Here is a 21,983-nt window from a genome sequence, read left to right as displayed (position 1 = left end):
GGCGTTGCCGCTGCTGATCTGGCTGCTGCTGGTCGCGGCCGGGACGACCGGGCTGTTGTGGCAGCAGCACAACAGCCGGCAGGCGGCCGACCAGCGGTTCGAGTTGCGCGTCGCCCTGATGCGGGACTTCGTGACCAGCTACACCGCCGACCTCATCCAGCGTGAGGGTGTGCAGGCCCGCGCATCGCTGACCGGCGCCACGGTCGGGGCCGGCCAGTTCGCTCAGGCGGTTGCGGGCTTCGGTTATCCGGCCGCGGTGCTGATCGACGACCGGGGCCGGACCCTGCAGGCGGTCCCGGCCGACCCGAAGGCGATCGGCAAGGAACTGGCCTCGAAGTACGAGCATCTGCGGACCGCGCTGCGCGACGGCCGGCCCGCGGTGTCACCGGTCGTCCGCTCGGCGGTCCGGGGTGAACCGGTGGTCGCGTTCGCCGTGCCGTTCGACTCCATCTCGGGCCGGCGGGTGTTCTCCGGGGCGGTCACCATCCGCGAGGGCCCGTTGTCGGCCTACCTGAGCAGCGCGTTGTCGCTCTCCGGGGCTCAGATCCAGCTGGTCGACTCGGCCGGCAGCATCGTCGCCGCCAACCGGCATCTCGACGCCGGCATCCCCACCCTGGCCACCGAGAACGGGCCGCTGGCGGCCGCTGTGCGGCAGGAGGAGCACGGTCGCTACCAGGCCGGCGACCGGTGGTGGCGGTTCTCCTCCACCCCCATCACCGGCACCCCGTGGCGGCTGTCGGCCACCGTGAGCGAGGAGGTGCTCTACGCCGCCCAGGCCGGCAGCGACATCGCGGGCCGGGCCGGGTTGATCGGCGCCGCGGTGGTCGGGCTGCTGGTCGTGGCGGCCATCGCCCGGGCCCGGCGCAGCCGCCAGGACCTGGCCACCAGCGAACAACGGTTCCGCAAGGTCTTCGACGACGCCGCCATCGGCATGACCCTGACCGACGACCACGGCCGGTTCGTCCGGGTCAACCCGGCCGCCTGCAGGCTGTTCGGCCGGGCCGAGGCCGACCTGGCCGGCCGCCGGTACGCCGACATCATGCACCTGGACGACGTGGAGGCGGTCCGGGCGCACGGCCGCGCCTGCCTCGCCGGGCACGCCGACGGGTTCCGGCTCGACGTTCGCTACGTGCATGCCGACGGGCACATTCTCGAGACCGGGACCACCTGCGCACTGCTGCGTGACGGTGAGGGGCAGCCGACCCACTTCGCCACCCAGATCGTCGACATGACCGAGCGCAACGCCCTGGAACGGGCCCGGCTGGCCGACGAGGCCGAGCTCGCCCAGCGGGCCCAGCAGCTGCAGGAGGCCAACGCCCACCTGGCCGACTTCATCGCGATGCTCAGCCACGACGTCCAGCAGCCCCTCACCAAGATCGTGGGGCTGGGCGAGCTGCTCCTGGAGGACTGGGACGTGTCGTCCGCGGGTGAGAAGCACGACGACGTCCAGCGGATCACTCGCGCCGGCAATCAGGCCAGCGACCTGGTCAACGACGTGCTCACCCTGGCCCGGCTGGACGCCGGCGCGATGCGGGCCCGGCCCGTCGGCCTCGACGTCGCCCAGCTGGCCCGGGCCGCGGTCGCGGCGCACCAGTCCGGCGGGACCACCCCGGTCACCGTCGTCGCCCCCGACCAGATCCGCGGACTGGCCGACGGCAAGCTGCTCGAGCTGATCCTCGGCAACCTGCTGAGCAACGCCGTCAAGTACGGCGAACCGCCGTTCGAGGTGACCGTGGCGAACCGGGCCGACCACGTCGAGATCCGCGTGGCCGACCACGGTGAGGGCGTGCCGCCGGCGTTCGTGCCGCAGCTGTTCGACCGGTTCGCCCGCGCCGACAGCGGGGTGGCCGTCGGCGCGAGCGGTACGGGTCTCGGCCTCTACCTGGTGCGGCAGCTCGCCGAGGCCAGCGGGCTGACGGTCGGCTACCGCCCGAACGAACCGTGCGGGGCGGCCTTCCTGATCACCGTGCCGCACGCCGGCGACGAGGATCCCCGGCCGGGATTCAGCCGGACCGGCCTCAAGGCGAGCGGCATGGACACGTGCGACCGCGCCGACCGAACCGGGTGAGTGGCCGAACCCGGCCCGGCCGCCGTGAGACCGGTCAGATGCTCCGGCCGCGCTGGTCGACACCGAGCGGCCCGTACGGGTAGTCGTTGGGCCGGGGGTCGCTGGCCTCGTTCAGCGCGCCGGTCTCCTCGGCGGTCAGGTGCAGCCCGGCCGCCTTGAGGTTGGCGTCGAGCTGGTCGAGGGTTCGGGCGCCCAGGATCGTCGAGGTCACCGCGGGCCGGTCGGTCACCCAGGCCAGGGCCACCTCGGCCATCGACACGCCCCGGGCCTCGGCGACGCGCTGCACGGCCTCCACCACGTCCCACGTACGGGCGACGTTGCGCCGGTCGTACGCCTCCATGCCCCGCTCCGGGTTGTCGCCGAGCCGGGAGGCGCCGGTGGGCCGCTGGTCGCGCCGATACTTGCCGGTCAGCCAGCCGCCGCCGAGCGGGCTCCACGGCAGCAGGCCCAGCCCGGCGTCGAGCGACGCCGGCACCACCTCGTACTCGATCTCGCGAACCAGCAGGTTGTATTGCGGCTGCAAGCTGACCGGGCCGGCCAGGCCGAGCTCGCGGGCCAGGGCCACCGCCTTGGTGAGCTGCCAGCCGGTGAAGTTCGAGAACCCGTAGTAGCGGATCTTGCCGGCCCGGACGAACCCGTCCAGGGTGCGCAGCGTCTCGTCGAGCGGGGTGATCGGATCCCACGCGTGCGCCTGATAGAGGTCGACGGCGTCGACCCCGAGCCGGTCCAGCGAGGCGTGGAGCGCGCGGGTCAGGTGGCGGGTCGACAACCCCGCGCCGTTGGGGTCGTCCGCCATCGGGAAGCGGCCCTTGGTGGCGAGCACCACGGCGTCGGTCACGTCAGCCGGCCGCGCGGCCAGCCAGCGCCCGATGATCCGTTCCGACTCGCCCTTCGAATAGACGTCGGCGGTGTCGACGAACGTGCCCCCGGCCTCGACGAACCGGTCGAGCTGAGCGTGCGAGACCTTCTCGTCGGACTCGTTGCCGAAGGTCATCGTGCCCAGGCAGAGGGAGGAGACGGCGCATCCGCTGCGTCCAAGCGTGCGGTATTCCATGTTCCCAACCTAGTGCGGTGTCCACGAACGTCCACCGGGTTGGTCCCGGCGTTGTTGTGGATCCTCGTTCACGAGTGTGAGCGAGCGACTCCCCACCACGGATGGTGAGGCGGGCCTCCGCCGGCCAAAGGACCCTGGTGCCGACGGCCGTGATGGCCGGCGGCGTGGGTCACGCCGTGCTGGTCCGGCACCGGGGAGATGCCGTCCAGCTCGACGATGCGTGACCACCCCAGAACAACGAAGTGCTTCCGGGGTGATGGCGCCGCCCGGGGTGCGGGTGGCGATGGTGAACGCCGCGGCGATGTCGCGATGCCCGGCGAACGTGCAATGGGGGCAGGTCATATTCCTGCCGCGGGGTTTGCTGATCCTTTTGTGGCAGTTAGGGCAGGTTGACGAGGTGCCTCGTTCGTCGACCAGATGCACCTGGATCCCGGCCAGAGCGGCCTTGTCCTGCAGAATCTGCAGGGTGCGGCCGATCTGCCACTGACGTAGCCGCAAGTTGTGCCGCCGCCCGGCGGGCTTGTTCAAAACATCGCGGGGGTCGCCGACGGTCAGTGTGCCAATGCGCTGTTCGACGGCCCAGCAGATCAACGTTGTGGTTGCTTCGTGCAGGGCTTGGCGGGTTCGGCGGTGATGCCGGGCTTCGATCAGCCGGGCCCGGCGCCGCATTTTGCGCCAACGTCGCGACCCCTTCTGGCCTTTGCCAGGGGCGTGGCGGGCAGTGCCGCGACGACGGGCTTTGGTGTCGGCCAGGTGCATGCGGTGTTCGGCTCGGATGGCTCGCCCGGAGACGAGAAGCGCGGTGCCGTCGGCCGGGTTGGCGGCGGCGTACGGATGGATGATCCCGAGGTCTACTCCGGCTACCCGGTTCTGATCGCGTGCGGTGCCGGGTCGGTAGGAAGCGATGGGGAGTTCGGCGGTGACGTCCAGCCACAACCGGCCGGCGTCGAACACCAGGGTTACCGACCGCACCGTGCCCGCGGGGTAGGGCACGGTGCGGTCCAAACGGACCAGCAACGGTGGGCAGCCCCGCGCGGCAGGCAGACGCACCTGACGCCCGGACAACGCGAACGTGCCGTGGTACCAGCGCACAGGCATCAGGGTTCGTCGTCGTCGCGGGTAGCGGACCTCGCTGTGTCCGGCTTTGCGCCGGGCGGCGGCGGAGAACCAAGCGTCGGAGTAGCGGCGCAGCACCGACCGTGCCCCGGCGGTGTTCAGTTCGCCGAACGTGCCCGGCCCGGACGCTGACAGCAGCCCACATAACTCGTAGAAGCTGGCCACAGGTCTGTCACCACGTCGCCGGCGCCAGGCGTTGATTTCCAGGACGCATGCCCACACGTCTCCGGCCGAGCGCAGAAGCCCGAAGCAGCGTTGCCGTTGGGCGCGGGTCAGTCGTAGGCCGATACGGGCGGTGCGGTGCACCACTGGTCCGGTATCGACGTTACGACGTCTAGTCATGCGACTATCATGTCACACAACTACTGAACCTGCGACTACCAGCAGCGCCATAAATTGCAATGGTCACCGCAACAGCTCCGCTGTCATGAGAGGGCGGTAGCGTGGCCGGGCGTGGGGACTGAGGATGATCTTCGGCTGTTGCGCGCCTACGAGCCGGTGGCGCGGTTCACGCAGGGGGAGTACTTCTTTCCGGTCTCGGCCGAGCGCTATGTGAGCAATGCCGGGCTGTGGCGGCTGGAGGCCGGGGAGAGCCCGGTCGAGCAGGTGGCGCCGGGCGGGCTGACGCTCGACGGGCTGGCCGAGGCCGCGGGTGCCGGGCAGGGCCTGCAGTTGTCGCTGTCGGGGGTGGCCGGCGCGCGCGGGCGGCTCGGCGTGGCCCACATCCCGCTTCGGGAACGGCCGCCCCACCTGCGGCGGTCGAGCCGGCTGGCCTCGGTCGGGCTGACCGCGCGGCTGATCGACACGGCCAACCGCATCTCGCTGCTCTTCCGCGGCAGCGTGCCCGGCGGCAGCGCGGCCCACTCGTTCCTGCTGCAGCGCGACCACCTCGAACCCGACAAGCCGGTCTACTACGGCCGGGTGCTGCGCGACGACCTGTGGATCGTCTGCCAGTACTGGTATTTCTACAGCTTCAACAACTGGCGGTCGGCGTTCGGCGGGGTCAACGAGCACGAGGCCGACTGGGAGCAGGTCACGATCTACCTCGACGGCACGGGCGAGACGGGGCCGGACGGCCTGCCCGAGCCGCGCTGGGTGGTCTTCTCGGCGCACGACGAGATCGGCGACGACCTGCGGCGGCGCTGGGACGATCCCGACCTGACCCTGGTCGGCGGGCGGCATCCGGTGGTCTACGTCGGGGCGGGTTCCCATTCCGGCGCCTACCTGCCCGGGGACTATCTGATCACCGTACGGCCGCCGCGGTTGCGGGGAATCGTGGGTGCCCTGCGCTGGACGGCCCGGCTGTTCGCGCCCTGGGGTGTGCACGGCGAGCAGGGCCTCGGCATCCCGTACGTCGACTACGCGCGCGGCGACGGCCGTACGGTCGGCGCGGGCCAGCCCGAGGCGTGGCACGCGGTCGTGATCGACGACGACACCGACTGGGTGCGCGACTTCCGTGGCCTGTGGGGCCGGGACACCCGCGACCGGCTCGGCGGCGAACGGGGCCCGGCCGGCCCGCGCTACGAACGCGACGGCACCGCCCGCCAGTCGTGGGCCGACCCCGTCGGCTGGGCCGGGCTGGCCAAGGTCGCCCCCAGCCCCGCCGCCGAGCTGGCCCTGGTCGAGCTGCGCCGCCGCGAGAACGACGAACGGCTCGCCGCGCTCGACGACGAGATCGGCGCGCTGAAGCGGGAGCTCACCCTGGCCGCGGCCGGGCTGCCGGTGGCCTCGCCCGAGGTGCGAGCGCTGCACCAGCAGGAACGCCGGCTGCTGGGGCTGCGCATGGAGCGAACCCGGCTCGCCGACGAGCAGGCCCGTACGGTCATGGCCGAGATCGTGGCCCAGCCCCCGCACGCCCACCTGCTGCACCGCCGGCTGCCCATGGAGACGCCGCCCGGCTTCCGCGGTCAGCTGATGTCGTGGTGGGCCGTCCTCAGCACCCCGCTGATCCTGGTGGCCGCCGGGGTGGCGATCTCGCCCCTGGCGACCGGCGGGCTCGACCTGGCGGTCATCTGGCTGCTGGGCCTGTTGTGCGTGGAGGGCCTCGTACGGGGAAAGCTTTTGGCTCTGCTGCTGCGCCTGCTGCTGGCCGCGGTCTCGGTGGCGCTGCTGGTGGTGCTGTGGTTCGAGGGGCGCTATGTCGTCGCCTTCGGCCTGCTCGCCGCCGCGGCCGGGGTGTTGCTGGTCAACCTGCGCGAGGCGATACGCCGCTAGGGTCCGTGCCCGGCCCGGTCGTACGTGTCCTGAGCGGCCGCGACCTCGCCGAGGTGCTCGATCGACCAGCGTTGCAGCGCGCGCAGCGGTTCCAGCAGCGTGCGCCCGGCCTCGGTGAGGGAATACACGACCCGTACGGGAACCTCGGCGTGCACCGTGCGCCGGACGATGCCGTCGCGCTCGAGGCCGCGCAGGGTCTGGGTCAGCATCTTCTGCGAGACGCCGTCGATGCGGCGGCGCAGCTCCGAGAAGCGGGCGTCGCCCTCGCCCAGCACACCCACGATCAGCACGGTCCACCGGTCGCCGATGCGGTCGAGAATGCGCCGGGTCGCGCAGCCGGCCTGATAGGGGTCCGCGGTTACCACAAAGTGCCTACTTCCCGAGAGGTAGTTGGTCTCCTACGGTAACCGAGTCGGCAAGAAATCAGGAGGAAAACATGTCCCGCATCGTTGTCATCGGTGGCACCGGTTATGCCGGATCGGCCATCGTCGCTGAGGCCGCCGCCCGCGGTCACGAGGTCACCGCGTTCAGCCGGTCAATTCCCGCCGTACGGGTTCCCGACGTGACCTACGTGCAAGGCGACGCCCAGGACGAGGCCGCGCTCACCGCCGTCGTCTCCGGCGCGGACGTCGTCGTGGGCGCGCTGGCGGCTCGTGGTCCGCTCGCCGGGTCCGCCTACCGCGACGTCTATCGCACGATCGCGCGCCTGGCCGACGCGGCGGGGGCGCCCCTGTACGTCGTCGGCGGCTTCTCGTCGCTGCGCCCCGCGGCCGGGGCGCCCCGGTTCGCAGAAGACCTTAGCCACGCGCCGGCCGCGTTCCACGGCGAGATCGTCATCACCGCGGCGCTGATCACCGACGACCTGCCCGCGACGCCGCCGTCGCTCGACTGGGTGTTCGTGAGCCCGGCCGGCGGCTTCGGCGCGCACGCCCCCGGCACGTCCCGCGGCGAATACCGACTCGGCGACGACGTGGCCGTCCAGCCCGACGGCGGCGGCACGATCTCGGGCGCCGACTACGCGCTGGGTTTCGTCGACCTGATCGAGAAGGGCAGCCACCACCGCGCACATGTGAACCTGGCGTACTGAGCCCGGGGCCGGTGCTGAATCATCATCGGCATGGCAGTGATGGTGGAGATCCACTTCCCGGTGACCGCGGACGACGAGTGGATCGACGATGTCGGCGACTTCATGATCGACCTGGAGAACGAGTTCCGCATCGAAGAATACGAGGACGGTGAGGAAGTCGGCGACGAGTTCGTCTTCTTCATCGCCGGCGCCAACGAGCGGACTTTGCTGCGGGCGGCCTCCCGGGTGGCTACGCGCCAGGGCGTGCCATCGGGGGCGTACGCGATGGTGACCGCAACCGACGCCGCAAAGGTCGGCCTGGGACGACGGGTCAGCCTGCCGGTCCGGTAGGGCGATGCGCTCACTTCGTCGCGGCGGCGTAACGCGCCGAACCGGCCCCGCTCTCCGGCGAGGTATGTGAGTGCTCACTCAAATGTCGCGGCCATGGAGATCGCGAGCTCCCGCTCAGTGGGCGAGCCGCGGCGATCGCGAGATCCTGGTGCCCGGATCCGCTTGTGAGTGAGTGCTCACATACCTGGTTGTGGGCATGCCGATCGGCTCGCACATTAAGCCACCGACCCGGGCGCCTGGCAGGGCACGGCTGGTGAGTGAGTGCTCACGTATCTGGTTGTGGGCGTGCCGGTCAGTTTGCGCACCGAACCGCCGACCCGGGCACCGGGCGGGGCCTCGCTTGTGAGTGAGTGCTCACATACCTCTTTGTGGGCGCGCCGGTCGGCTCACGCACCTAGCCACCGATCCGACCGCAGAACAGGGCATTGTCTGTGAGTGAGTACTTACATACCTGATTGTGGGCGCATGGGTCGGACTTGTGAGTGAGTGGTCACTTCGGCGGTGAGGCGGTGAGTCGTCCGGCGGGTCATTGCTTACTAAAGAGTCGCGCCGATCCTTGTGAGCGAGTACTCACATACCTTTCGGAGGGACCAACGGTCGGTCCTTGTGAGTGAGTACTTACTTCCGGACCGGGCGTCAACCGGGGTCCGGTAAGTGAGTGCTTACTCAAGAGTTGGCCGAGCAGCGCGGGCCGGGAAGATCCCGGCCCGCGCGGGGGTGCGTGGAGTGGTCAGGCCGAGCAAGCGAGGCCGGAAGTGCCGGCCGGGCCGGAGGCGATGAAGCCGAACTCGGCTGTGGCGCCTGGCTGCAGGGAGCCGTTCCAGGCTGCGTTGCGGACGGTGGCCGTTGAGCCGATGACCGTCAGGACGCCGCCCCAGACCTGGGTGATCGACTGGCCTGAGGTGAGGGTCCAGGAGACTGCCCAGCCGTTGATTGCGCTGGTGCCTGCCTTGACTGTGGTCTGGCCCTGGAAGCCGCCCTGCCATGAACTTGAGGTCGTGTAGGTCGCGCTGCAGGCGCCGGTCGGCGGGTTCGTCGGCGGTGTCGTGGGCGGTGTGGTCGGCGGCGTCGTGGGAGGCGTCGTCGGCGGGGTAGTGGGCGGTGTGGTCGGGGGAGTGGTCGGCGGGGTCGCCGCGCCGGTGGCCAGGCTTGCGGCGAGGGCGGGCTGGAACGAGCCGGCGGGGTAGGCGCAGCCGTCGGCTTCGCCGGGGGGTTTGATCCAGAGGTAGGCGTCGATGCTGGCGTCGCCGGTGTTCAGGGTGGGGTAGCGGCCGATTCGGCGGTCGGTGTTGTCGTCGCCGCACCAGTCGCCGGATGCGCCGCCGTTGCGGCTCGTGTCGATCACCTGGCGTTTGCCGGTGATGCCGCGGCCGGAGAGGGCGCTCAGCACCGCGCGGCCGAACGTGGTCTCGTTGGCGGTGGACTGGAAGTTCGAGGCGTTGGTGTAGAAGCCGTCGCTGTCGGCGGCGCCCGCGTTGGCCAGGCGGCGGGCCTGTTCGGCGGCGGCGTTCCAGGCCGAGTGGCCGCCGTCGAGATAGACCTTGGCCCCGGACGCCTTGAGGGTGCGGGTCGCGGTGGCCAGGGCCTGGTCGCGGGCGGTGATCTCGGCGGCGCTGAGGCACGTTTGCAGGGCGATCGAGTCGGGCTCCAGCATGATCAGCGTGGTGCGTCCGGCCAGGCCGCGGGCGATGCCGTTGACCCAGGTCTGATAGGTGGCCAGGTCGGGTGCGCCGCCCGCGCTGGCGCCGCCGCAGTCACGGTTGGGGATGCCGTAGACGGTCAGGGCGGGCACCTGGCCGGCGTTGGTGGCCGCGCCGACGTAGGTGGCGACCTCGGACTCGACGGTGCCGAGGTTGAAGTTGGACAGCCAGCGCGTGGCGGGCTGGCTGGCGATCCGGGAACTGATCAACGCCGTACGGGAATCGGTGGGGTTGGCGGCCACCCAGCGGGCGACGGCCGTGTCGGGGTCACGGTAGAGGGTGCCGGTGAGCGTGCCGGCCGAGGCGGTGCCGGCGGCGAGCCAGACGCCGGCCGTGACGCACACGGCGGACGCGGCCAGCAGGGAGCGCCGGAGAGCGGTGGGGGACAAAGTGCTTCCTTCCGAAGGGGAATGTCGGGTTGGGAGCGCTCCCACACGGTAACCCCAGGGTCGGGAGGCAGCAAGACAGCGAAAGAGTTCGATTTAGGGAGGCTGCAGGCGACGAGGGCGCGGGCGCAGGTGGTGGCGAGAAGGGTCAGGGCGAGGTGGGGAAGCGCACCGCCCGGGCCGCTCCGTGCATGTCATGGGGGAGGTCTGCGTATGCCCACTGGTGGGAGCGCGTGTGCAGGCATGCGGCCTCGACGTCGCCGGTCTCGAGGATGTGGAGCAGGGTGGCGTGCTCTTCGGCCACATGAGTGAGGTCGGGCTGGATCACCATCAGCGTGATCGCCGTACGGGCCTCGATCTGCAACGCCTCCCAGGCGCGTTCGAGCAGGAAGTTGCCCGCGGCCAGCACGACCCGGCGGTGGAACTGGGTGCTGGCCAGGCCGATTGCCCGTACGTCACCAGCCGTCGCGGAGCGGCGCATGTCGGCGACGTCCTCGCGCATCTCGTCGAGCGGGAGCTTGTGGGCGAGCATGGCCAGCCGGGTCGCCGTCTCCTCCAGGGCGGCCCGCACCACATACGCCTCGCGCAGTGTCTGCTCCACGAACGGCAGGACATGCCGCCCACGTCGGGGCCGGCTCTCGACCAGGCCCAGTCCTTCGAGTTCCCGCAAAGCTTCCCGTACGGGGGCCTGGCTGGTCCCGAAGTCGGCCGCGATCCTCGTCTCGACCAGCCGCTCACCCGCGCGATAGTGGCCCGCCACGATCATCTCGACCAGGCCGTCGCGGATGCTCTCGCTGAGGGTCGGCCTCGACAGCGTGCTCACCTTCTCCGCCGGATCGAACGGGACATTGACCAGCTTAGTAAGCCCCGGTTACGGTGAGATTATCGATTATCGATAAAAGGATCTCGCATGTTGACTGAGGTTCATGTCCCCGAGGACGTGCCCGCGGCTGTGAGTCTGATCGCCGCGGGCGCCACGATCATCGGCGGCGGCACCCTCGTGATGCCGGCGCTCAACAACCACGGATCCCCACCGACCGAACTGGTCAGCCTGCGCCGCACCGGCCTGGCCGGCATCACGGTCACCGGCTCCACAGTGACCATCGGCGCGACCACGACACTGGCCCAGATCGAGCACGACCCACGACTCGCGATCCTGCACCCCGTCGTCCGCTCGATCGCCTCGGTGCCGGTACGCACGCTCGCCACCGTCGGCGGCAACCTGTTCGCCCGCCAGCCGTACGGGGATCTGGCCGTCGCCTTGGTCGCCCTTAACGCGAAAGCCGTGCTGGCCAGCCAGGAAGCTCCGGTCGAGCTGCCACTGGGCGAGCACGACCCGGCGACAGCGGGGCTGGGAAAGCGCGCCGTGACGAGAGCGGGGCTGGAAGAGCGCGACACGGCGAGAGCGGGGCTGGGGGAGCGCGACACGGCGACAGCGGGGCTGGAAGAGCGCGCCCCGGTGACGGCGGCGGAGGAGCGGGCTTTGGTCACGGCCGTCACTTTCGAGCTGACCGCGCCGGGAGCTTTCAGATATCTCAAGGCAGCCCGCCGCCGCTACAACTCCGCGTCTCTGGTCACCGTGGCCGCGACGATCACCGAGGCAGGCGGGGTGCGGGTCGCGTTGGGCGGGGTCAGCGATCACGTCGTCCGCGCCGTCAGGGTCGAGCAGGCGCTGGCCGGGCGTCCGCTGACCGAGGAGACCGTGGCCGCCGCCGCTCAGGCCGGCTTGACCGAGCTGTCGCCGGCCGACGACGCGTACGCGTCCGCCTGGTATCGCCGCCGCGTCTTCCCCGTCCATCTGCGACGAGCACTTCTGGGCCTCTGAGCAAATGAGCAGTGAGCGCCACTCGGTGAAGGAGCGGCGAGTGTCACCAGCGAAGGAGTTCAGCCGCGGCGAGCATTGCCCGTCGCTGACCGAGGGAGGCCGCCGATGAAGATCGTAAATCTTAAGGTCAACGGGGTCGGCAAGACGTTCATCGCCCGCCCCGAGACCACCCTCCTGCTGGCCCTGCGCGAACAACTAGGCCTCACCGGGGCCAAGCGCGGCTGTGCCCAAGGCGCCTGCGGCTCCTGCACGGTCCTGCTCGACGGCGACCCCGTGGTCTCCTGCCTGATCCCGGCCATGACAGTGGACGGCGGGGACGTCGCGACCGTCGAGGGCCTGGCCGACGGCCCGGTGCTGAGCGACGTCCAGCAGGCCTTCCTCGACGGCTTCGCCACCCAGTGCGGCTTCTGCACCCCGGGCATGATCATGTCGGCTGAGGCGCTGCTCGACCGGAACCCGAGCCCGACCCGGGACGAGGTCAACGAGGCGATCAGCGGCAACGTGTGCCGGTGCACCGGTTACGAGCCGATCGTCAGCGCCATCCTCGACGCCGCCGAGCGTCGCCGGGCGGGGGCGAATCTCTGATGCCCCGCGTCAACCCGATCGACGGCGACTACTTCCGCGACGAGCGCAAAGACGGCGACTTCAAGGTCATCGGCAAGACCGTTCAGCGCTCCGACGCCCTCGGCCACGTCACCGGCCGTACGGAGTTCTTCGAGGATCGCACCTTCCCCGACCTCGCCCACATCAAGATTCACCGCTCGGCCCATCACCACGCCCGGATCGACGCCGTCGACACGTCCGAGGCCGAGCGGGTACCCGGCGTGCTGCGCGTGATCACCCATCGGGACGTGCCGTCGAACTGGTATGTCGTGCTGCGGCTGATCGGCATCGAACCCAACGACGAGCCCGTGCTGGCCGAGGATCGAGTGCTCTACAAGGGCGAGCCCGTCGTCGCGGTGGTGGCCGATTCGGAGGCGGCCGCGATCGAGGGTGCGGCCCGGGTGAGGGTCAGCTACACCGAGCTGCCCGCGGTGCTCGACGTCGAGGAGGCGCTGGCCGAGGGCGCCCCGATCATCAAGCAGGCCGGCACGAACTACTTCGTCTACGAGGGCCACCACGCGCGCCGCCTGCGGTTCGGCGATGTCGAGCAGGGTTTCGCGCAGGCCGACCACATCTTCGACTGGCGCTACAGCTCGGCCCCGATCGAGCACGCGCCGACCGAGACCACCGGCTGCATCGTCGTGCCGCAGAGCAGCGGGCGCCTGCTGATCCACAGCAACACCCAGGCCGCGTTCTTCACGCTCGACAACACCGCGCTGATCCTCGACCGGCCGTTCAGCGACCTGCAGGTCAAGGGTGGCACGGTCGGCGGCGGCTTCGGCGGCAAGGTCGACGTGATGGTCGAGCCGCTGGCCTGCATCGCCGCCGCGCTGACGAACCGGCCGGTCAAGTTCGTCTATTCGCGCGCGGAGGAGATGCAGGTGTCGTCGCCCCGGGCGGCCGAGCGCATCTACATCAAGGACGGCGTGATGAACGACGGCCGCATCGTCGCCCGCAAGGTCATGCTCTACGTCGACGCCGGCGCCTATTCCCGCCATTCCCCGTACGGGACCACGAAGGCGTGCGCGCATCTCCCGGGCCCGTACACGATTCCGAACGTCTACGCCGACTGTCACTGCGTCTACACGAACCGCACCCCGTCGAGCGCCATGCGCGGCTTCGGGGTCACGATCGCCGACTTCGCCCTCGAGTCGCAGATGGACCGGATCGCCCGCGCCCTCGGCCTGGACCCGTTGCAGTTCCGGCTACGCAACGCCTATCGCGACGGCGACCTCAAGGCCCACCGCAAGGTCGCCGAGGGCACCGCGCTGATCGAGGTCATCCAGCGCGCGGCCGCCCTCGTCGGGCACGACCTGCCCGAGGAATACCGGGCACTGAGCTCGACCACCCCGAGAGGAGAGGCAGCATGACGCTGCTGCGCGGCCGCGGGTACGCCTCGGTCAACTACCCCACCGGCATGAACCTCGGCGGCGACCCGTCCCAGGCGCTGATCCACGCGACGACCATGGGCGCCTTCGTGATCAGCCTGTCGTCGGTCGACCTCGGGCAGGGGCTCAAGACCGTGGTCGCCCAGTGCGCGGCCGAGACGCTGGGCATGCCGATGGCGAACGTCATTGTCGACACCGCCGACACCGACACCGGCCCGCACTGCATGGGCACGTTCGCCAGCCGGGGCACCCACCGGGTCGGCAACGCAGTCATCATGGCCGCCCGCGAGGCCCGTGACGTGATGCTGGCCGTGGCGGCCGACGAGCTCGAGGTCGACGCGGGCGACCTGGAGACCGACGGCACCGGCTTCGTGCGGCTCAAGGGCAGCCCCGAAACGAGGATCCATATCCAGGACATCACGCTGGCCGCCCACTTCAAGCAGGGCAAGACGATCTCGGGCCGCGGCATCTTCCTCAAGGAACGCAACTATCCCGTGCCCGAGACCGGCGAGATGGACCCCGACTCGTGCCAGGCGCACGCCTGCACCGTGGCCGACGTCGAGGTCGACGACGAGACCGGCGTGGTCACCGTGCTCGGCCTGCACAACACGTACGAGATCGGTAGGGCCTTGAACCCGGCGATGGCGGCCCAGCAGGTCGAGGGCGGCGGGTGGATGGGGGTGTCGCACGCGATCTTCGAGTCGACCGAGCCCTACTACCCGGCGTCGCGCGACCACGGGCCGGTCGACTTCTGCGAATACCTCATGCCCGGTCCGGCCGAGATACCCGTACAGGAAAGCGTGATTCTGGAACGTCCCGCCTCCAACGGGCCGTTCGGCGCCAAGGGGATCGGCGAGATGACCGCCAACGCCCCGATCCCGGCGATCGCCAACGCCATCTTCGACGCGTGCGGGGTCAGGCTGACCACCATGCCGTTCACCCCGGAGTCGATCCTGCGCGGGCTCGACGCCCTGCGCGCATGAGGCCGCCCGACCGCGACACCCTGAGCCGGCAGCTGGAGGAGCGGCGCTACTTCGCCGACGAGGGGTTATTGACCGCCGTACGGCTGTCGATCGCGCTCGGCCGCCCGCTGCTGCTGGAGGGGGAGCCCGGCGTCGGCAAGACCCAGATCTCGCACGTGCTGGCCGACGCGCTGGGCCGCGAGCTGATCCGGCTGCAGTGCTACGAGGGCATCGACGTGTCGCAGGTGCTCTACGAGTGGGACTACCCCAAGCAATTGCTGAGCCTGCGCGCGGCCGAGGTGCGGGGCGCGGCGGTCACCGACCTGTACGCGAACGAGTTCCTGCTCGAACGTCCGCTGCTGCGCGCGCTCCGGAGCCGTACGGGGGCCGTTCTGCTGATCGACGAGATCGACCGCGCGGACAGCGAGTTCGAGGCGTTCCTGCTGGAGTTCCTCGACGGCTTCCAGATCACGATCCCCGAGCTCGGCACGATCTCCGCCGCCGTCCCGCCGCTGGTGGTGCTCACCTCCAACCGCACCCGCGAGCTGCACGACGCCCTCAAGCGGCGCTGCCTCTACCACTGGATCCCGTTCCCGAGCCCGGAGCGCGAGCGCACGATCGTCGAGGCGCAGGCGCCCGGCCTGAGCACCGATGCCGCGGCCCGGCTGGTGCAGTCGATCAACATCATGCGCTCGCTGCAACTGTTGAAGAGGCCCGGGATCGCCGAGGCCATCGCGTGGGCGCAAGGCTCCCTCGCGCTCAGCGAAGAGGGCGCGGAGGCCGCCGAGGCCCTGCGCGCCACGCTCGGCCTGGTGCTCAAGAACTCCGAGGACGTGGCGCTGGTGCTGGCGCACGCGGGCGAGGTCTTCCCCGATGATCACGGCTGAGCTCGTCGAGGACCACCTGTACGCGTTCCTGCGGCGGCTGCACGCCCGGGGCCTCACCGTCCCGCCCCCGAAACAGCTCGACTTCTTCGCCGGCCTCGAAACCCTGCCCCCGTCGACCGTGGGGGAGCTGTATTGGACCGGTTTCGCGACGCTCGTCACCGGAGAGACCGGTCGGGGCATCTACGACGAGGTCTTCCGGCAATTCTTCGGGACGGCTACCGAGGTGGTCGAATCCGAAGTGGAGGGCGGCGAGACGACGGGCGCGAGCGGGAGCGGCGAGGCCGGCGTCGAACAGGGCGGCGGGAACGGGCTCGAAGCCGGCCGGACCAGCCCCGAGTCGGCAGTCCGGTTCCCGGCCACGACTCCGGCCGCCCGCGAGACCCTCGACCAGATCGCTCAGGAGCTGCCGCGAGCCGTGCCCCTGACCCGCTCCCGGCGATCCCGCCCCGGCGGCCGTCGGCAACGGGTCGACCTGCGCGCCACATATCACCGGTCCCTGCGGACGTACGGGGAAGTGGTGCGGCTGCAGTGGCGGCACCGGCCGGCCCACCAGCGCCGGGTGCTGGTGCTCGTCGACGTGTCGGGGTCGATGAAGCAGTACAGCGCCGACTACCTGCGGTTCGCGCACGCCATGGTCGCCGCCTGCGAGCGGGCCGAGGTTTTCACGTTCGGCACCCGGCTGACCCGGATCACGCCGGCGTTGCGCGCCCCCGGCACCGATGCGGCGCTGGCCGCCCTGGCCCCGCTGGTGCTCGACGCCGAGGGCGGCACCCAGATCGGCCAGAGCCTCCGTACGTTCCTGAGCAGCGCGCGCTTCGTCACCATGTCGCGCGGCGCGCTCGTGCTGGTGCTCTCGGACGGCCTCGAACGCGGCGACTGCGCGGCCATGACCGCGGGCACCCGCCGCCTGTCCCGCCTGGCCTACCGCCTGTGCTGGTGGTCGCCGCTCGCCTGCGCTCCCGAATACCGGCCGCTGACCCGGGGCATGTCCGCGGTGCGGCGTGACCTCGATGCGCTGACGGGGGTCCGGGACCTGGAAACCGCGCTCACCGCCGTACGGGAAAGGTTTGCTCATGTATTCCGGTGACATCGTCGACTCGCATCACCACGTCTGGCGGCAGGCCGACATGCCATGGCTGTCCGGCCCGATGGTCCCGCGCATCTTCGGCCCGTACGAGCCGATCCGGCGCGACTACCTCATCGAGGAGTACATCGGCGACGCGCAGGCGGCCGGCATCCGGGCCTCCGTCTACGTGCAGCCGAACTGGCCGCTGGACCGCGTGGTCGACGAGATCCGCTGGGTTGCCGGGCTGCACGAGCGTACGGGCTGGCCGACGGCAGTCGTGGGCTGCGTCGACCTGTTCGCCGAGGACGCGCCCGAGGTGATGCGGGAGCAGCAGGCGGTCAGCCCGCTCGTGGTCGGCACCCGCCTGCAGCTGCACTGGCACGAGCGTCCGGAGTTCCGTTTCGCCGACGGGCCCGACCGGATGAAGGACCCGGTGTTCCGCCGCAACATCGCAGCCCTGTCCGAGCTCGGCTGGCTGTTCGAGCTGCAGGTCTTCGCCGGCCAGATGCACGACGCGGCCGCCCTCGTCACCGAGCACCCGGACGTGACATTTGTGCTCGTCCATGCCGGGATGCTGACCGATCACACCGGCCCGGCCGTCGTCGCCGAGTGGCGGGCCGGGCTGCGGGAACTGGCCGCCTGCCCTAACGTCGTCGTGAAGCTGACCGGTCAGGGCACCTTCGTCCACCGCGTCGACCCGGAGCTCATGCGGCTCGTGACCGAGGAGGTGCTGGCGCTGTTCGGCTCGTCCCGCGCCATGTTCGGCACCAACCTGCCGGTCGAGACACTGTGGACGAACGCGGCCGAGCTGACCGGCGCGTGGCGGCGCGCGCTGCAAGATCGCACCGACGACGAACAGGCCGACATCTTTGCCCGTACGGCCCGCCGGGTCTACGGCCTCGGAAAGAGGGAAGGGACACCGTCATGAGCCACTTCATCCTCACGTACGCGTACAACGACACCCCGGAACGCGCCGCGCGCCGCCAGGAGCACCTCGACCACCTGGCCAAGCTGCAGGCCGAGGGCTCGCTGCTGCTGGCCGGCCCGCTCGCCGACCTGAGCGGCGGCATCATCGTGCTCGCGGCCCCCGACGCCGAGGCCGCGCAGGCGCTGATCGACCAGGACCCGTACACCCGCCACGACGTGACGAAGAACCGCGAGCTCAAGGAATGGAAAATCACCGTCGGCCCGTGACCGGCGAGGCGCGGCGGCCGGGGCCGCCGCGCCGTTGACGGGGGTCAGCTCGTGCGGCAGGTGACCGTGGGCCACGTCCAGTTGCCGTTGGCCATGATGGTCACGCCGAAGGTGTTGCCGTTGCCGTTGGGGCGGGCCGTGACCGTGCCGGTCGTGCCGCTGACCGCGGCGTTCCAGCTGTTCTGCAGGCTCTGGCCGCCGTTGAGGGTCAAGCCGACGGTCCAGTTGCTGGTGTTCTGCACCGCGACGTTGAGGTTGAACCGGTCGCCGTACTGCTGGCCGGCCGAGAGGGTGGCCGTGCAGTTGCTGCCGCCGGTGGGCGGGGGAGTGGTGGGGTTGGTGCCGCCGCCGCTGCCCTCGCGGACGGTGATGTCGGAGCTGCCCTGGCTCTGGTAGCCCTCGGTGGCCATGATCTGGTAGCTGTGGTTCGTGCCGAGGTTGAGCCCGGCCCGCGCCCAGGCGTCGAAGTGGTTGGCCGTCGTGATGGTGCCCGAGCTGCGCTTCTGCTGCCGGACGCTCCAGTACTGGTAGAAGGTCTGGATGCCGTCGATCGAGGGCTGGTTGACGCGCTGGCTGCGCAGGATGTCGTACGTGCCGCCGTCGGTGGTGACCGTGCCCAGGCGGGTGGCGCCGCTGCTCGGGTTGTAGCTGCCGAAGTTCTCGACGACGTAATACTCGATCAGCGGGTTGCGGGTCCAGCCGTACAGGGCGAGATAGGTGTTGTTGTTGCCGGGGTTGTAGCTGCCCGAATAGCTGACCGTGCGGCGGGTGCCGGTGGCCCAGCCCTTGCCGCCGACCCAGTTGTTGGTGCTGCGGTCCCAGCTGCTGGTGTATCGGCCGTTCTCGCGCAGCGTCACGCTGGCGTTCCCGCTGTCCTTCCAGAACGAGAAGTAGTAGCCGTTGTGCGTGCCGGTCAGGTTCGAGCTGACGGTGCGGTCGGCCTCGGCGTGCGCGACGCCGGCCACCAGCACCCCGGACACCGTCATCGCCAGGGCGCAGGCGGCGCCGGCCAGCAGGCGCAGGCGGCCGCGCCGGGGATTTCTTGCTGCGGTCATGTGAGTCGTCCTCCTCGGGGTCGGGGCCGCTGGGGAAACGGCCCCATCGAAGTCCGTCACTGCAAAAGCGTGGCCGCTCGGCGACCGCTTGTCAACAACTTCCGGACACCTGCCGGAAATATCGGGAGCACTCCTAGCAGGCCCATGACGCTCACGTGGATTCTTGATCGTTGATCAATCGGAAGGCGTCGCCGAAACTTACGAAGCCTCTGACAAAAGGCGTTCGCACTTCGCTAAGGCGCGCACCCGGAGCGCCGATAACCCCCGTATGCGCAGCGTCCGCCCCCTCTCGTCCCGTGACGACGAGGGTGTGACACTGACCGAGGTGCTGGTCGCGATGGGCGTCACCTCGGTCGTGATGGCCATGGTGACCACCGCCGTCGTGCAGATGTACCGCTTCCACACCCGCAACGAGGTGCTCTCGAACGAGATGGTCCAGTTGCAGAGCGCCTTCCAGCAGCTCGACCGCTCCCTGCGCTACGCGTACGCGATCAGCCAGCCGAACGCCGCGCCCACGAGCACCGGCGGCTGGTATGTGGAGTGGCGCTCGCTCACCACGACCACCGAGATGTGCAGCCAGTTGCGGCTCAACGCGAACACGGGCGTGCTCCAGCAGCGGCGCAAGCCGGCGAACGAGCCGATCGGCGCCTGGACGACCATCGCCTCCTCGCTCGGCGGCGGCACCCAGCCGTTCACGCTGGAGCCCTCGAGCACGAGCGGCTATCCCCACCAGCGGCTGACCGTCGACGTCGCGGTGCGCACCGGCCGCAGTTCGACCTTCTCGTTCACCGCCGTCAACACGTCGCTGACCACCGTGAGCACCGGCGTCTGCACCGAGATGAGCCGGCCATGAGGGTCCACCGCCGCGACGACGGCTCGATGCCCCTGGCCATGCTCATCGTGGTGATCGGGCTGGGGCTGACGATCCTCACCGCGACGACCATCACGCGGGGCGAGGTCGACACGCGCTCGGCCATCGGGCGCACCACGGCACTGCAATCAGCCCGTACGGGTCTGGCCAGTGGCCTGGCGTCGTTACGCGCGGCGGTCGGCCTGGCCAACGCCGGCTCGCTCGCGGCGCTGCCCTGCTCGACGGGCGCGGCCCAGGTCAACGGCACCGCCACCGCGAAGGCGGGCACCTACGCCGCGACCATCTGGTATCTCAAGACCGACCCGGGTCAGCAGGACGAGGCCTGGGTGCGCGCCAACGGCGTCACCTGCGCCGCCACCATGCTCGAGATCCCGCGCTACGCCCAGGTGATCTCGATCGGCACCTCCTCCGACGGCAAGTACAAGCGCACCCTGATCGGCAACTACCAGTTCCGGCTGCGCGCGGCGGGCAACATGCCCGGCGGGCAGATCCGGGTCTATCGCACGCCCGCGGCCACCCAGGACTACTGCCTGACCGCCGCCACGGCCGCCATCGGGGCGCCGCTGACCATGTCGGTGTGCGCCACCAACGCCGACGGCACCACTGTCGACCGGCAGAAGTTCGGCTACATGTCCAACATCACGATCCGGCTGATGACTGTCAACACGTCGCTCTACCCCAACGGGCTGTGCGCCCAGGCCGGCGTCCTGCAGGCGGTCGGGCAGCGCCTCGAGCTGCGCGACTGCGGCCTGACCACCCAGATCCCCCAGCAGTGGAGCTTCGACTCCTCCAGCAACCTGCGCGGCACCTCGGACGGGCGCAACCTCAACGCCTTCTGCTGGAACATCGTCGCGGCGAGCCAGCAGATCGTGCTCAACAACACGACCGGGACGCTCAACAACGACGCCGGCCGCCGGTGCGGGCTGACCACCACCGACTACCAGTCGTGGAACATCACGGCCGACGCCGGTTCGGGCGCCGCCGGCCCCGAATCCGGCCAGCTGGTCAACTTCCGCCAGTTCGGCAAGTGCATGGACTACAACTACAGCGCCGGGCTGAACTGGGCCTTCCCGTGCAAGCAGTCGCCCAACATCCAGTTCCGCGACATGAGCCAGGTCTGGAACCAGGTCTGGACGCTGCCCGGCAGCAACGAGCGCGGGCTGGTCTACGTGACCCGGACCGACAACGTCACCAAGAACTGCCTCAAGGCGCCCGCGGCCGGTCAGACCCGGGCCACCGTCGTCGTCTGCCCGGCCAACCCGGCCACGGCCGCCGCCGACTTCATCTTCCTGAGCCGGGGCGACAAGGCGGCCACGTACGACGAGAAATACCGCATCGAGGGCACCGGTGCCTGGGCCGGGAAGTGCCTGGCCCCCATGCCCGCCGCGGGCAACCCGGTGCAGGCGGACTGGATCGGCTTCACCCCGTGCAGCGGCGACTACCTGCAGAAGTGGAACGCGGTGCCGCCGGTCAGCACGTCGGGGCTGAGCGGGGTGGTCGAGCGATGAGACGCCGTACGGACGAGGGTTTCACGCTGATCGAGACGATGGTCGCGCTGGCCGTCGTCGGGGTCGTCATGAGCGCCCTGGCCCTGTTCTTCATCCGCAGCTCGACCGTGCAGCACCGGCAGGCCGACGTGCAGGTCGCGGCGCAGCTGGCGGCCAACTCGCTCGACTACGTCAGCCAGCTGCCCGGCGAGAACGTGCTGCTCGGCCGCGATCAGATCGCCGTGCAGGCCCAGTGGCAGGCGCCCGGCACCAGCGTCTATCTCGACCCCGCCCGTACGGAATTGGCCTGGCAGGATCCGTCGACACCGGCGTCCGCCACCGTGGCGGGCCTGCCGACGGCGCCCGAGACGATCCAGCCCGCCGACGGCGCGACCCCCTACCAGCGCTGGTGGTATGTGGGCCGGTGCTGGCAGCCGAAGACCGGTGGCGACTGCGTCGTGGTCCCCGCCGTCCCCGCGCTGCTGCGCTCGTCCCGGGTCGAGATGTTCCGCATCGTCGTCGCCCTCACGTGGACCGCCCCGGACTGCGCCAACCGCCAGTGCCAGTACGTCACCGCGATGCTCGCCGAGTCCTCCCTGGACGATCCGATCTGGTGATCTTGTAGCTCGCGCGAGCTACCCGCGGTGTCCGCTGCACGGTGACGACGCGGGGCCCGGAAATCTCTACCTT

Annotated in this window: 21 protein-coding genes; 15 read left to right on the top strand and 6 right to left on the bottom strand. The window is 70.3% G+C overall.

What is annotated here, in order from left to right; translation table 11 throughout:
* Nucleotides 1-4 precede the first annotated feature (4 nt).
* Nucleotides 5-2,068 carry a sensor histidine kinase gene (locus JKJ07_RS02615; protein ID WP_202989526.1) on the top strand — a complete coding sequence of 688 codons (2,064 nt, stop codon included), beginning with the start codon at nucleotides 5-7 and terminating at the stop codon, nucleotides 2,066-2,068.
* A gap of 34 nt (nucleotides 2,069-2,102) precedes the next feature.
* On the opposite strand, the gene JKJ07_RS02610 is transcribed toward JKJ07_RS02615, so the two are convergent.
* Both JKJ07_RS02610 and JKJ07_RS02605 read right to left on the bottom strand, forming a co-directional pair.
* Entirely contained in the window at nucleotides 2,103-3,122 is a 1,020-nt protein-coding gene (locus tag JKJ07_RS02610) for an aldo/keto reductase (protein ID WP_236028194.1), read from the bottom strand.
* Between the two features lie 9 nt (nucleotides 3,123-3,131).
* Nucleotides 3,132-4,580 carry an RNA-guided endonuclease InsQ/TnpB family protein gene (locus tag JKJ07_RS02605; RefSeq protein ID WP_202989525.1) on the bottom strand — a complete coding sequence of 483 codons (1,449 nt, stop codon included), beginning with the start codon at nucleotides 4,578-4,580 and terminating at the stop codon, nucleotides 3,132-3,134.
* A 111-nt stretch (nucleotides 4,581-4,691) separates the two neighbouring features.
* Here JKJ07_RS02605 and JKJ07_RS02600 point away from each other — a divergent pair, with 111 nt between their 5' ends.
* Nucleotides 4,692-6,452 carry a hypothetical protein gene (locus JKJ07_RS02600; protein WP_202989524.1) on the top strand — a complete coding sequence of 587 codons (1,761 nt, stop codon included), beginning with the start codon at nucleotides 4,692-4,694 and terminating at the stop codon, nucleotides 6,450-6,452.
* Here the strand turns inward: JKJ07_RS02600 and JKJ07_RS02595 are convergent.
* A complete protein-coding gene (locus tag JKJ07_RS02595; RefSeq protein WP_202989523.1) occupies nucleotides 6,449-6,817 on the bottom strand; it encodes a winged helix-turn-helix transcriptional regulator in 369 nt (122 codons plus the stop codon). The two genes, JKJ07_RS02600 and JKJ07_RS02595, sit on opposite strands and share 4 nt — an antisense overlap.
* A gap of 71 nt (nucleotides 6,818-6,888) precedes the next feature.
* Between JKJ07_RS02595 and JKJ07_RS02590 the strand changes: the two genes are divergently transcribed.
* The gene (locus JKJ07_RS02590) at nucleotides 6,889-7,539 is read left to right on the top strand and encodes an NAD(P)-dependent oxidoreductase (protein ID WP_202989522.1); all 651 of its coding nucleotides are present in this window, start codon (nucleotides 6,889-6,891) and stop codon (nucleotides 7,537-7,539) included.
* 30 nt (nucleotides 7,540-7,569) lie between these two features.
* A complete protein-coding gene (locus JKJ07_RS02585) occupies nucleotides 7,570-7,869 on the top strand; it encodes a hypothetical protein (RefSeq protein WP_202989521.1) in 300 nt (99 codons plus the stop codon).
* Between the two features lie 730 nt (nucleotides 7,870-8,599).
* Here JKJ07_RS02585 and JKJ07_RS02580 read toward each other — a convergent pair.
* The gene (locus tag JKJ07_RS02580) at nucleotides 8,600-9,958 is read right to left on the bottom strand and encodes a glycoside hydrolase family 6 protein (protein WP_202989520.1); all 1,359 of its coding nucleotides are present in this window, start codon (nucleotides 9,956-9,958) and stop codon (nucleotides 8,600-8,602) included.
* A 145-nt stretch (nucleotides 9,959-10,103) separates the two neighbouring features.
* Nucleotides 10,104-10,778 (bottom strand): GntR family transcriptional regulator, encoded by a 675-nt coding sequence (locus JKJ07_RS02575; RefSeq protein ID WP_202989519.1) that lies wholly within the window; start codon nucleotides 10,776-10,778, stop codon nucleotides 10,104-10,106.
* 87 nt (nucleotides 10,779-10,865) lie between these two features.
* On the opposite strand from JKJ07_RS02575, the gene JKJ07_RS02570 reads away from it, so the two are divergent.
* From JKJ07_RS02570 to JKJ07_RS02535, 8 genes are all read left to right on the top strand, one after another.
* Nucleotides 10,866-11,780 carry an FAD binding domain-containing protein gene (locus JKJ07_RS02570; protein WP_202989518.1) on the top strand — a complete coding sequence of 305 codons (915 nt, stop codon included), beginning with the start codon at nucleotides 10,866-10,868 and terminating at the stop codon, nucleotides 11,778-11,780.
* Between the two features lie 105 nt (nucleotides 11,781-11,885).
* Nucleotides 11,886-12,365 (top strand): (2Fe-2S)-binding protein, encoded by a 480-nt coding sequence (locus tag JKJ07_RS02565; protein WP_202989517.1) that lies wholly within the window; start codon nucleotides 11,886-11,888, stop codon nucleotides 12,363-12,365.
* Complete coding sequence (locus JKJ07_RS50985) at nucleotides 12,365-13,753, top strand: xanthine dehydrogenase family protein molybdopterin-binding subunit (protein ID WP_202989516.1); 1,389 nt, start codon at nucleotides 12,365-12,367, stop codon at nucleotides 13,751-13,753. Before JKJ07_RS02565 ends, JKJ07_RS50985 begins: the two co-directional genes overlap by 1 nt.
* Complete coding sequence (locus JKJ07_RS50980) at nucleotides 13,750-14,754, top strand: xanthine dehydrogenase family protein molybdopterin-binding subunit (protein WP_202989515.1); 1,005 nt, start codon at nucleotides 13,750-13,752, stop codon at nucleotides 14,752-14,754. The genes JKJ07_RS50985 and JKJ07_RS50980 overlap by 4 nt, the downstream gene beginning before the upstream one ends.
* Complete coding sequence (locus tag JKJ07_RS02550; RefSeq protein ID WP_202989514.1) at nucleotides 14,751-15,620, top strand: AAA family ATPase; 870 nt, start codon at nucleotides 14,751-14,753, stop codon at nucleotides 15,618-15,620. Before JKJ07_RS50980 ends, JKJ07_RS02550 begins: the two co-directional genes overlap by 4 nt.
* Nucleotides 15,607-16,707, top strand: a complete 1,101-nt coding sequence (locus tag JKJ07_RS02545) for a vWA domain-containing protein (RefSeq protein ID WP_202989513.1) — start codon at nucleotides 15,607-15,609, stop codon at nucleotides 16,705-16,707. The genes JKJ07_RS02550 and JKJ07_RS02545 overlap by 14 nt, the downstream gene beginning before the upstream one ends.
* Entirely contained in the window at nucleotides 16,694-17,614 is a 921-nt protein-coding gene (locus JKJ07_RS02540) for an amidohydrolase family protein (RefSeq protein ID WP_202989512.1), read from the top strand. Before JKJ07_RS02545 ends, JKJ07_RS02540 begins: the two co-directional genes overlap by 14 nt.
* Nucleotides 17,611-17,880: a YciI family protein gene (locus tag JKJ07_RS02535; RefSeq protein ID WP_202989511.1), complete on the top strand. Its 270-nt coding sequence runs from the start codon at nucleotides 17,611-17,613 to the stop codon at nucleotides 17,878-17,880. The genes JKJ07_RS02540 and JKJ07_RS02535 overlap by 4 nt, the downstream gene beginning before the upstream one ends.
* Before the next feature lie 44 nt (nucleotides 17,881-17,924).
* On the opposite strand, the gene JKJ07_RS02530 is transcribed toward JKJ07_RS02535, so the two are convergent.
* Nucleotides 17,925-18,935 (bottom strand): glycoside hydrolase family 11 protein, encoded by a 1,011-nt coding sequence (locus JKJ07_RS02530; RefSeq protein WP_202989510.1) that lies wholly within the window; start codon nucleotides 18,933-18,935, stop codon nucleotides 17,925-17,927.
* A 268-nt stretch (nucleotides 18,936-19,203) separates the two neighbouring features.
* On the opposite strand from JKJ07_RS02530, the gene JKJ07_RS02525 reads away from it, so the two are divergent.
* The 3 genes from JKJ07_RS02525 to JKJ07_RS02515 are packed head-to-tail and all read left to right on the top strand — an operon-like array spanning nucleotide 19,204 to nucleotide 21,910.
* Nucleotides 19,204-19,788: a PulJ/GspJ family protein gene (locus JKJ07_RS02525; protein WP_202989509.1), complete on the top strand. Its 585-nt coding sequence runs from the start codon at nucleotides 19,204-19,206 to the stop codon at nucleotides 19,786-19,788.
* Entirely contained in the window at nucleotides 19,785-21,314 is a 1,530-nt protein-coding gene (locus tag JKJ07_RS02520) for a hypothetical protein (RefSeq protein ID WP_202989508.1), read from the top strand. Before JKJ07_RS02525 ends, JKJ07_RS02520 begins: the two co-directional genes overlap by 4 nt.
* Complete coding sequence (locus JKJ07_RS02515) at nucleotides 21,311-21,910, top strand: type II secretion system protein (protein WP_202989507.1); 600 nt, start codon at nucleotides 21,311-21,313, stop codon at nucleotides 21,908-21,910. Before JKJ07_RS02520 ends, JKJ07_RS02515 begins: the two co-directional genes overlap by 4 nt.
* The last annotated feature ends 73 nt before the right edge of the window (nucleotides 21,911-21,983 follow it).

The organism is Paractinoplanes lichenicola (assembly GCF_016785085.1).
In the GTDB taxonomy this organism is placed as follows: domain Bacteria; phylum Actinomycetota; class Actinomycetes; order Mycobacteriales; family Micromonosporaceae; genus Actinoplanes; species Actinoplanes lichenicola.
Note: the sequence above shows the minus strand (reverse complement) of the source record. Positions and strands in the feature narration are given on the sequence as shown.

Coding starts and splice junctions, on each gene's coding strand:
- JKJ07_RS02610 (WP_236028194.1), bottom strand. CDS start 3,122: ATGGAATACCGCACGCTTGGACGCAGCGGATGCGCCGTCTCCTCCCTC.
- JKJ07_RS02520 (WP_202989508.1), top strand. CDS start 19,785: ATGAGGGTCCACCGCCGCGACGACGGCTCGATGCCCCTGGCCATGCTC.
- JKJ07_RS02540 (WP_202989512.1), top strand. CDS start 16,694: ATGTATTCCGGTGACATCGTCGACTCGCATCACCACGTCTGGCGGCAG.
- JKJ07_RS02530 (WP_202989510.1), bottom strand. CDS start 18,935: ATGACCGCAGCAAGAAATCCCCGGCGCGGCCGCCTGCGCCTGCTGGCC.
- JKJ07_RS02570 (WP_202989518.1), top strand. CDS start 10,866: ATGTTGACTGAGGTTCATGTCCCCGAGGACGTGCCCGCGGCTGTGAGT.
- JKJ07_RS02565 (WP_202989517.1), top strand. CDS start 11,886: ATGAAGATCGTAAATCTTAAGGTCAACGGGGTCGGCAAGACGTTCATC.
- JKJ07_RS02545 (WP_202989513.1), top strand. CDS start 15,607: ATGATCACGGCTGAGCTCGTCGAGGACCACCTGTACGCGTTCCTGCGG.
- JKJ07_RS02590 (WP_202989522.1), top strand. CDS start 6,889: ATGTCCCGCATCGTTGTCATCGGTGGCACCGGTTATGCCGGATCGGCC.
- JKJ07_RS02550 (WP_202989514.1), top strand. CDS start 14,751: ATGAGGCCGCCCGACCGCGACACCCTGAGCCGGCAGCTGGAGGAGCGG.
- JKJ07_RS02535 (WP_202989511.1), top strand. CDS start 17,611: ATGAGCCACTTCATCCTCACGTACGCGTACAACGACACCCCGGAACGC.
- JKJ07_RS02525 (WP_202989509.1), top strand. CDS start 19,204: ATGCGCAGCGTCCGCCCCCTCTCGTCCCGTGACGACGAGGGTGTGACA.
- JKJ07_RS50985 (WP_202989516.1), top strand. CDS start 12,365: ATGCCCCGCGTCAACCCGATCGACGGCGACTACTTCCGCGACGAGCGC.
- JKJ07_RS50980 (WP_202989515.1), top strand. CDS start 13,750: ATGACGCTGCTGCGCGGCCGCGGGTACGCCTCGGTCAACTACCCCACC.
- JKJ07_RS02515 (WP_202989507.1), top strand. CDS start 21,311: ATGAGACGCCGTACGGACGAGGGTTTCACGCTGATCGAGACGATGGTC.
- JKJ07_RS02605 (WP_202989525.1), bottom strand. CDS start 4,580: ATGACTAGACGTCGTAACGTCGATACCGGACCAGTGGTGCACCGCACC.
- JKJ07_RS02585 (WP_202989521.1), top strand. CDS start 7,570: ATGGCAGTGATGGTGGAGATCCACTTCCCGGTGACCGCGGACGACGAG.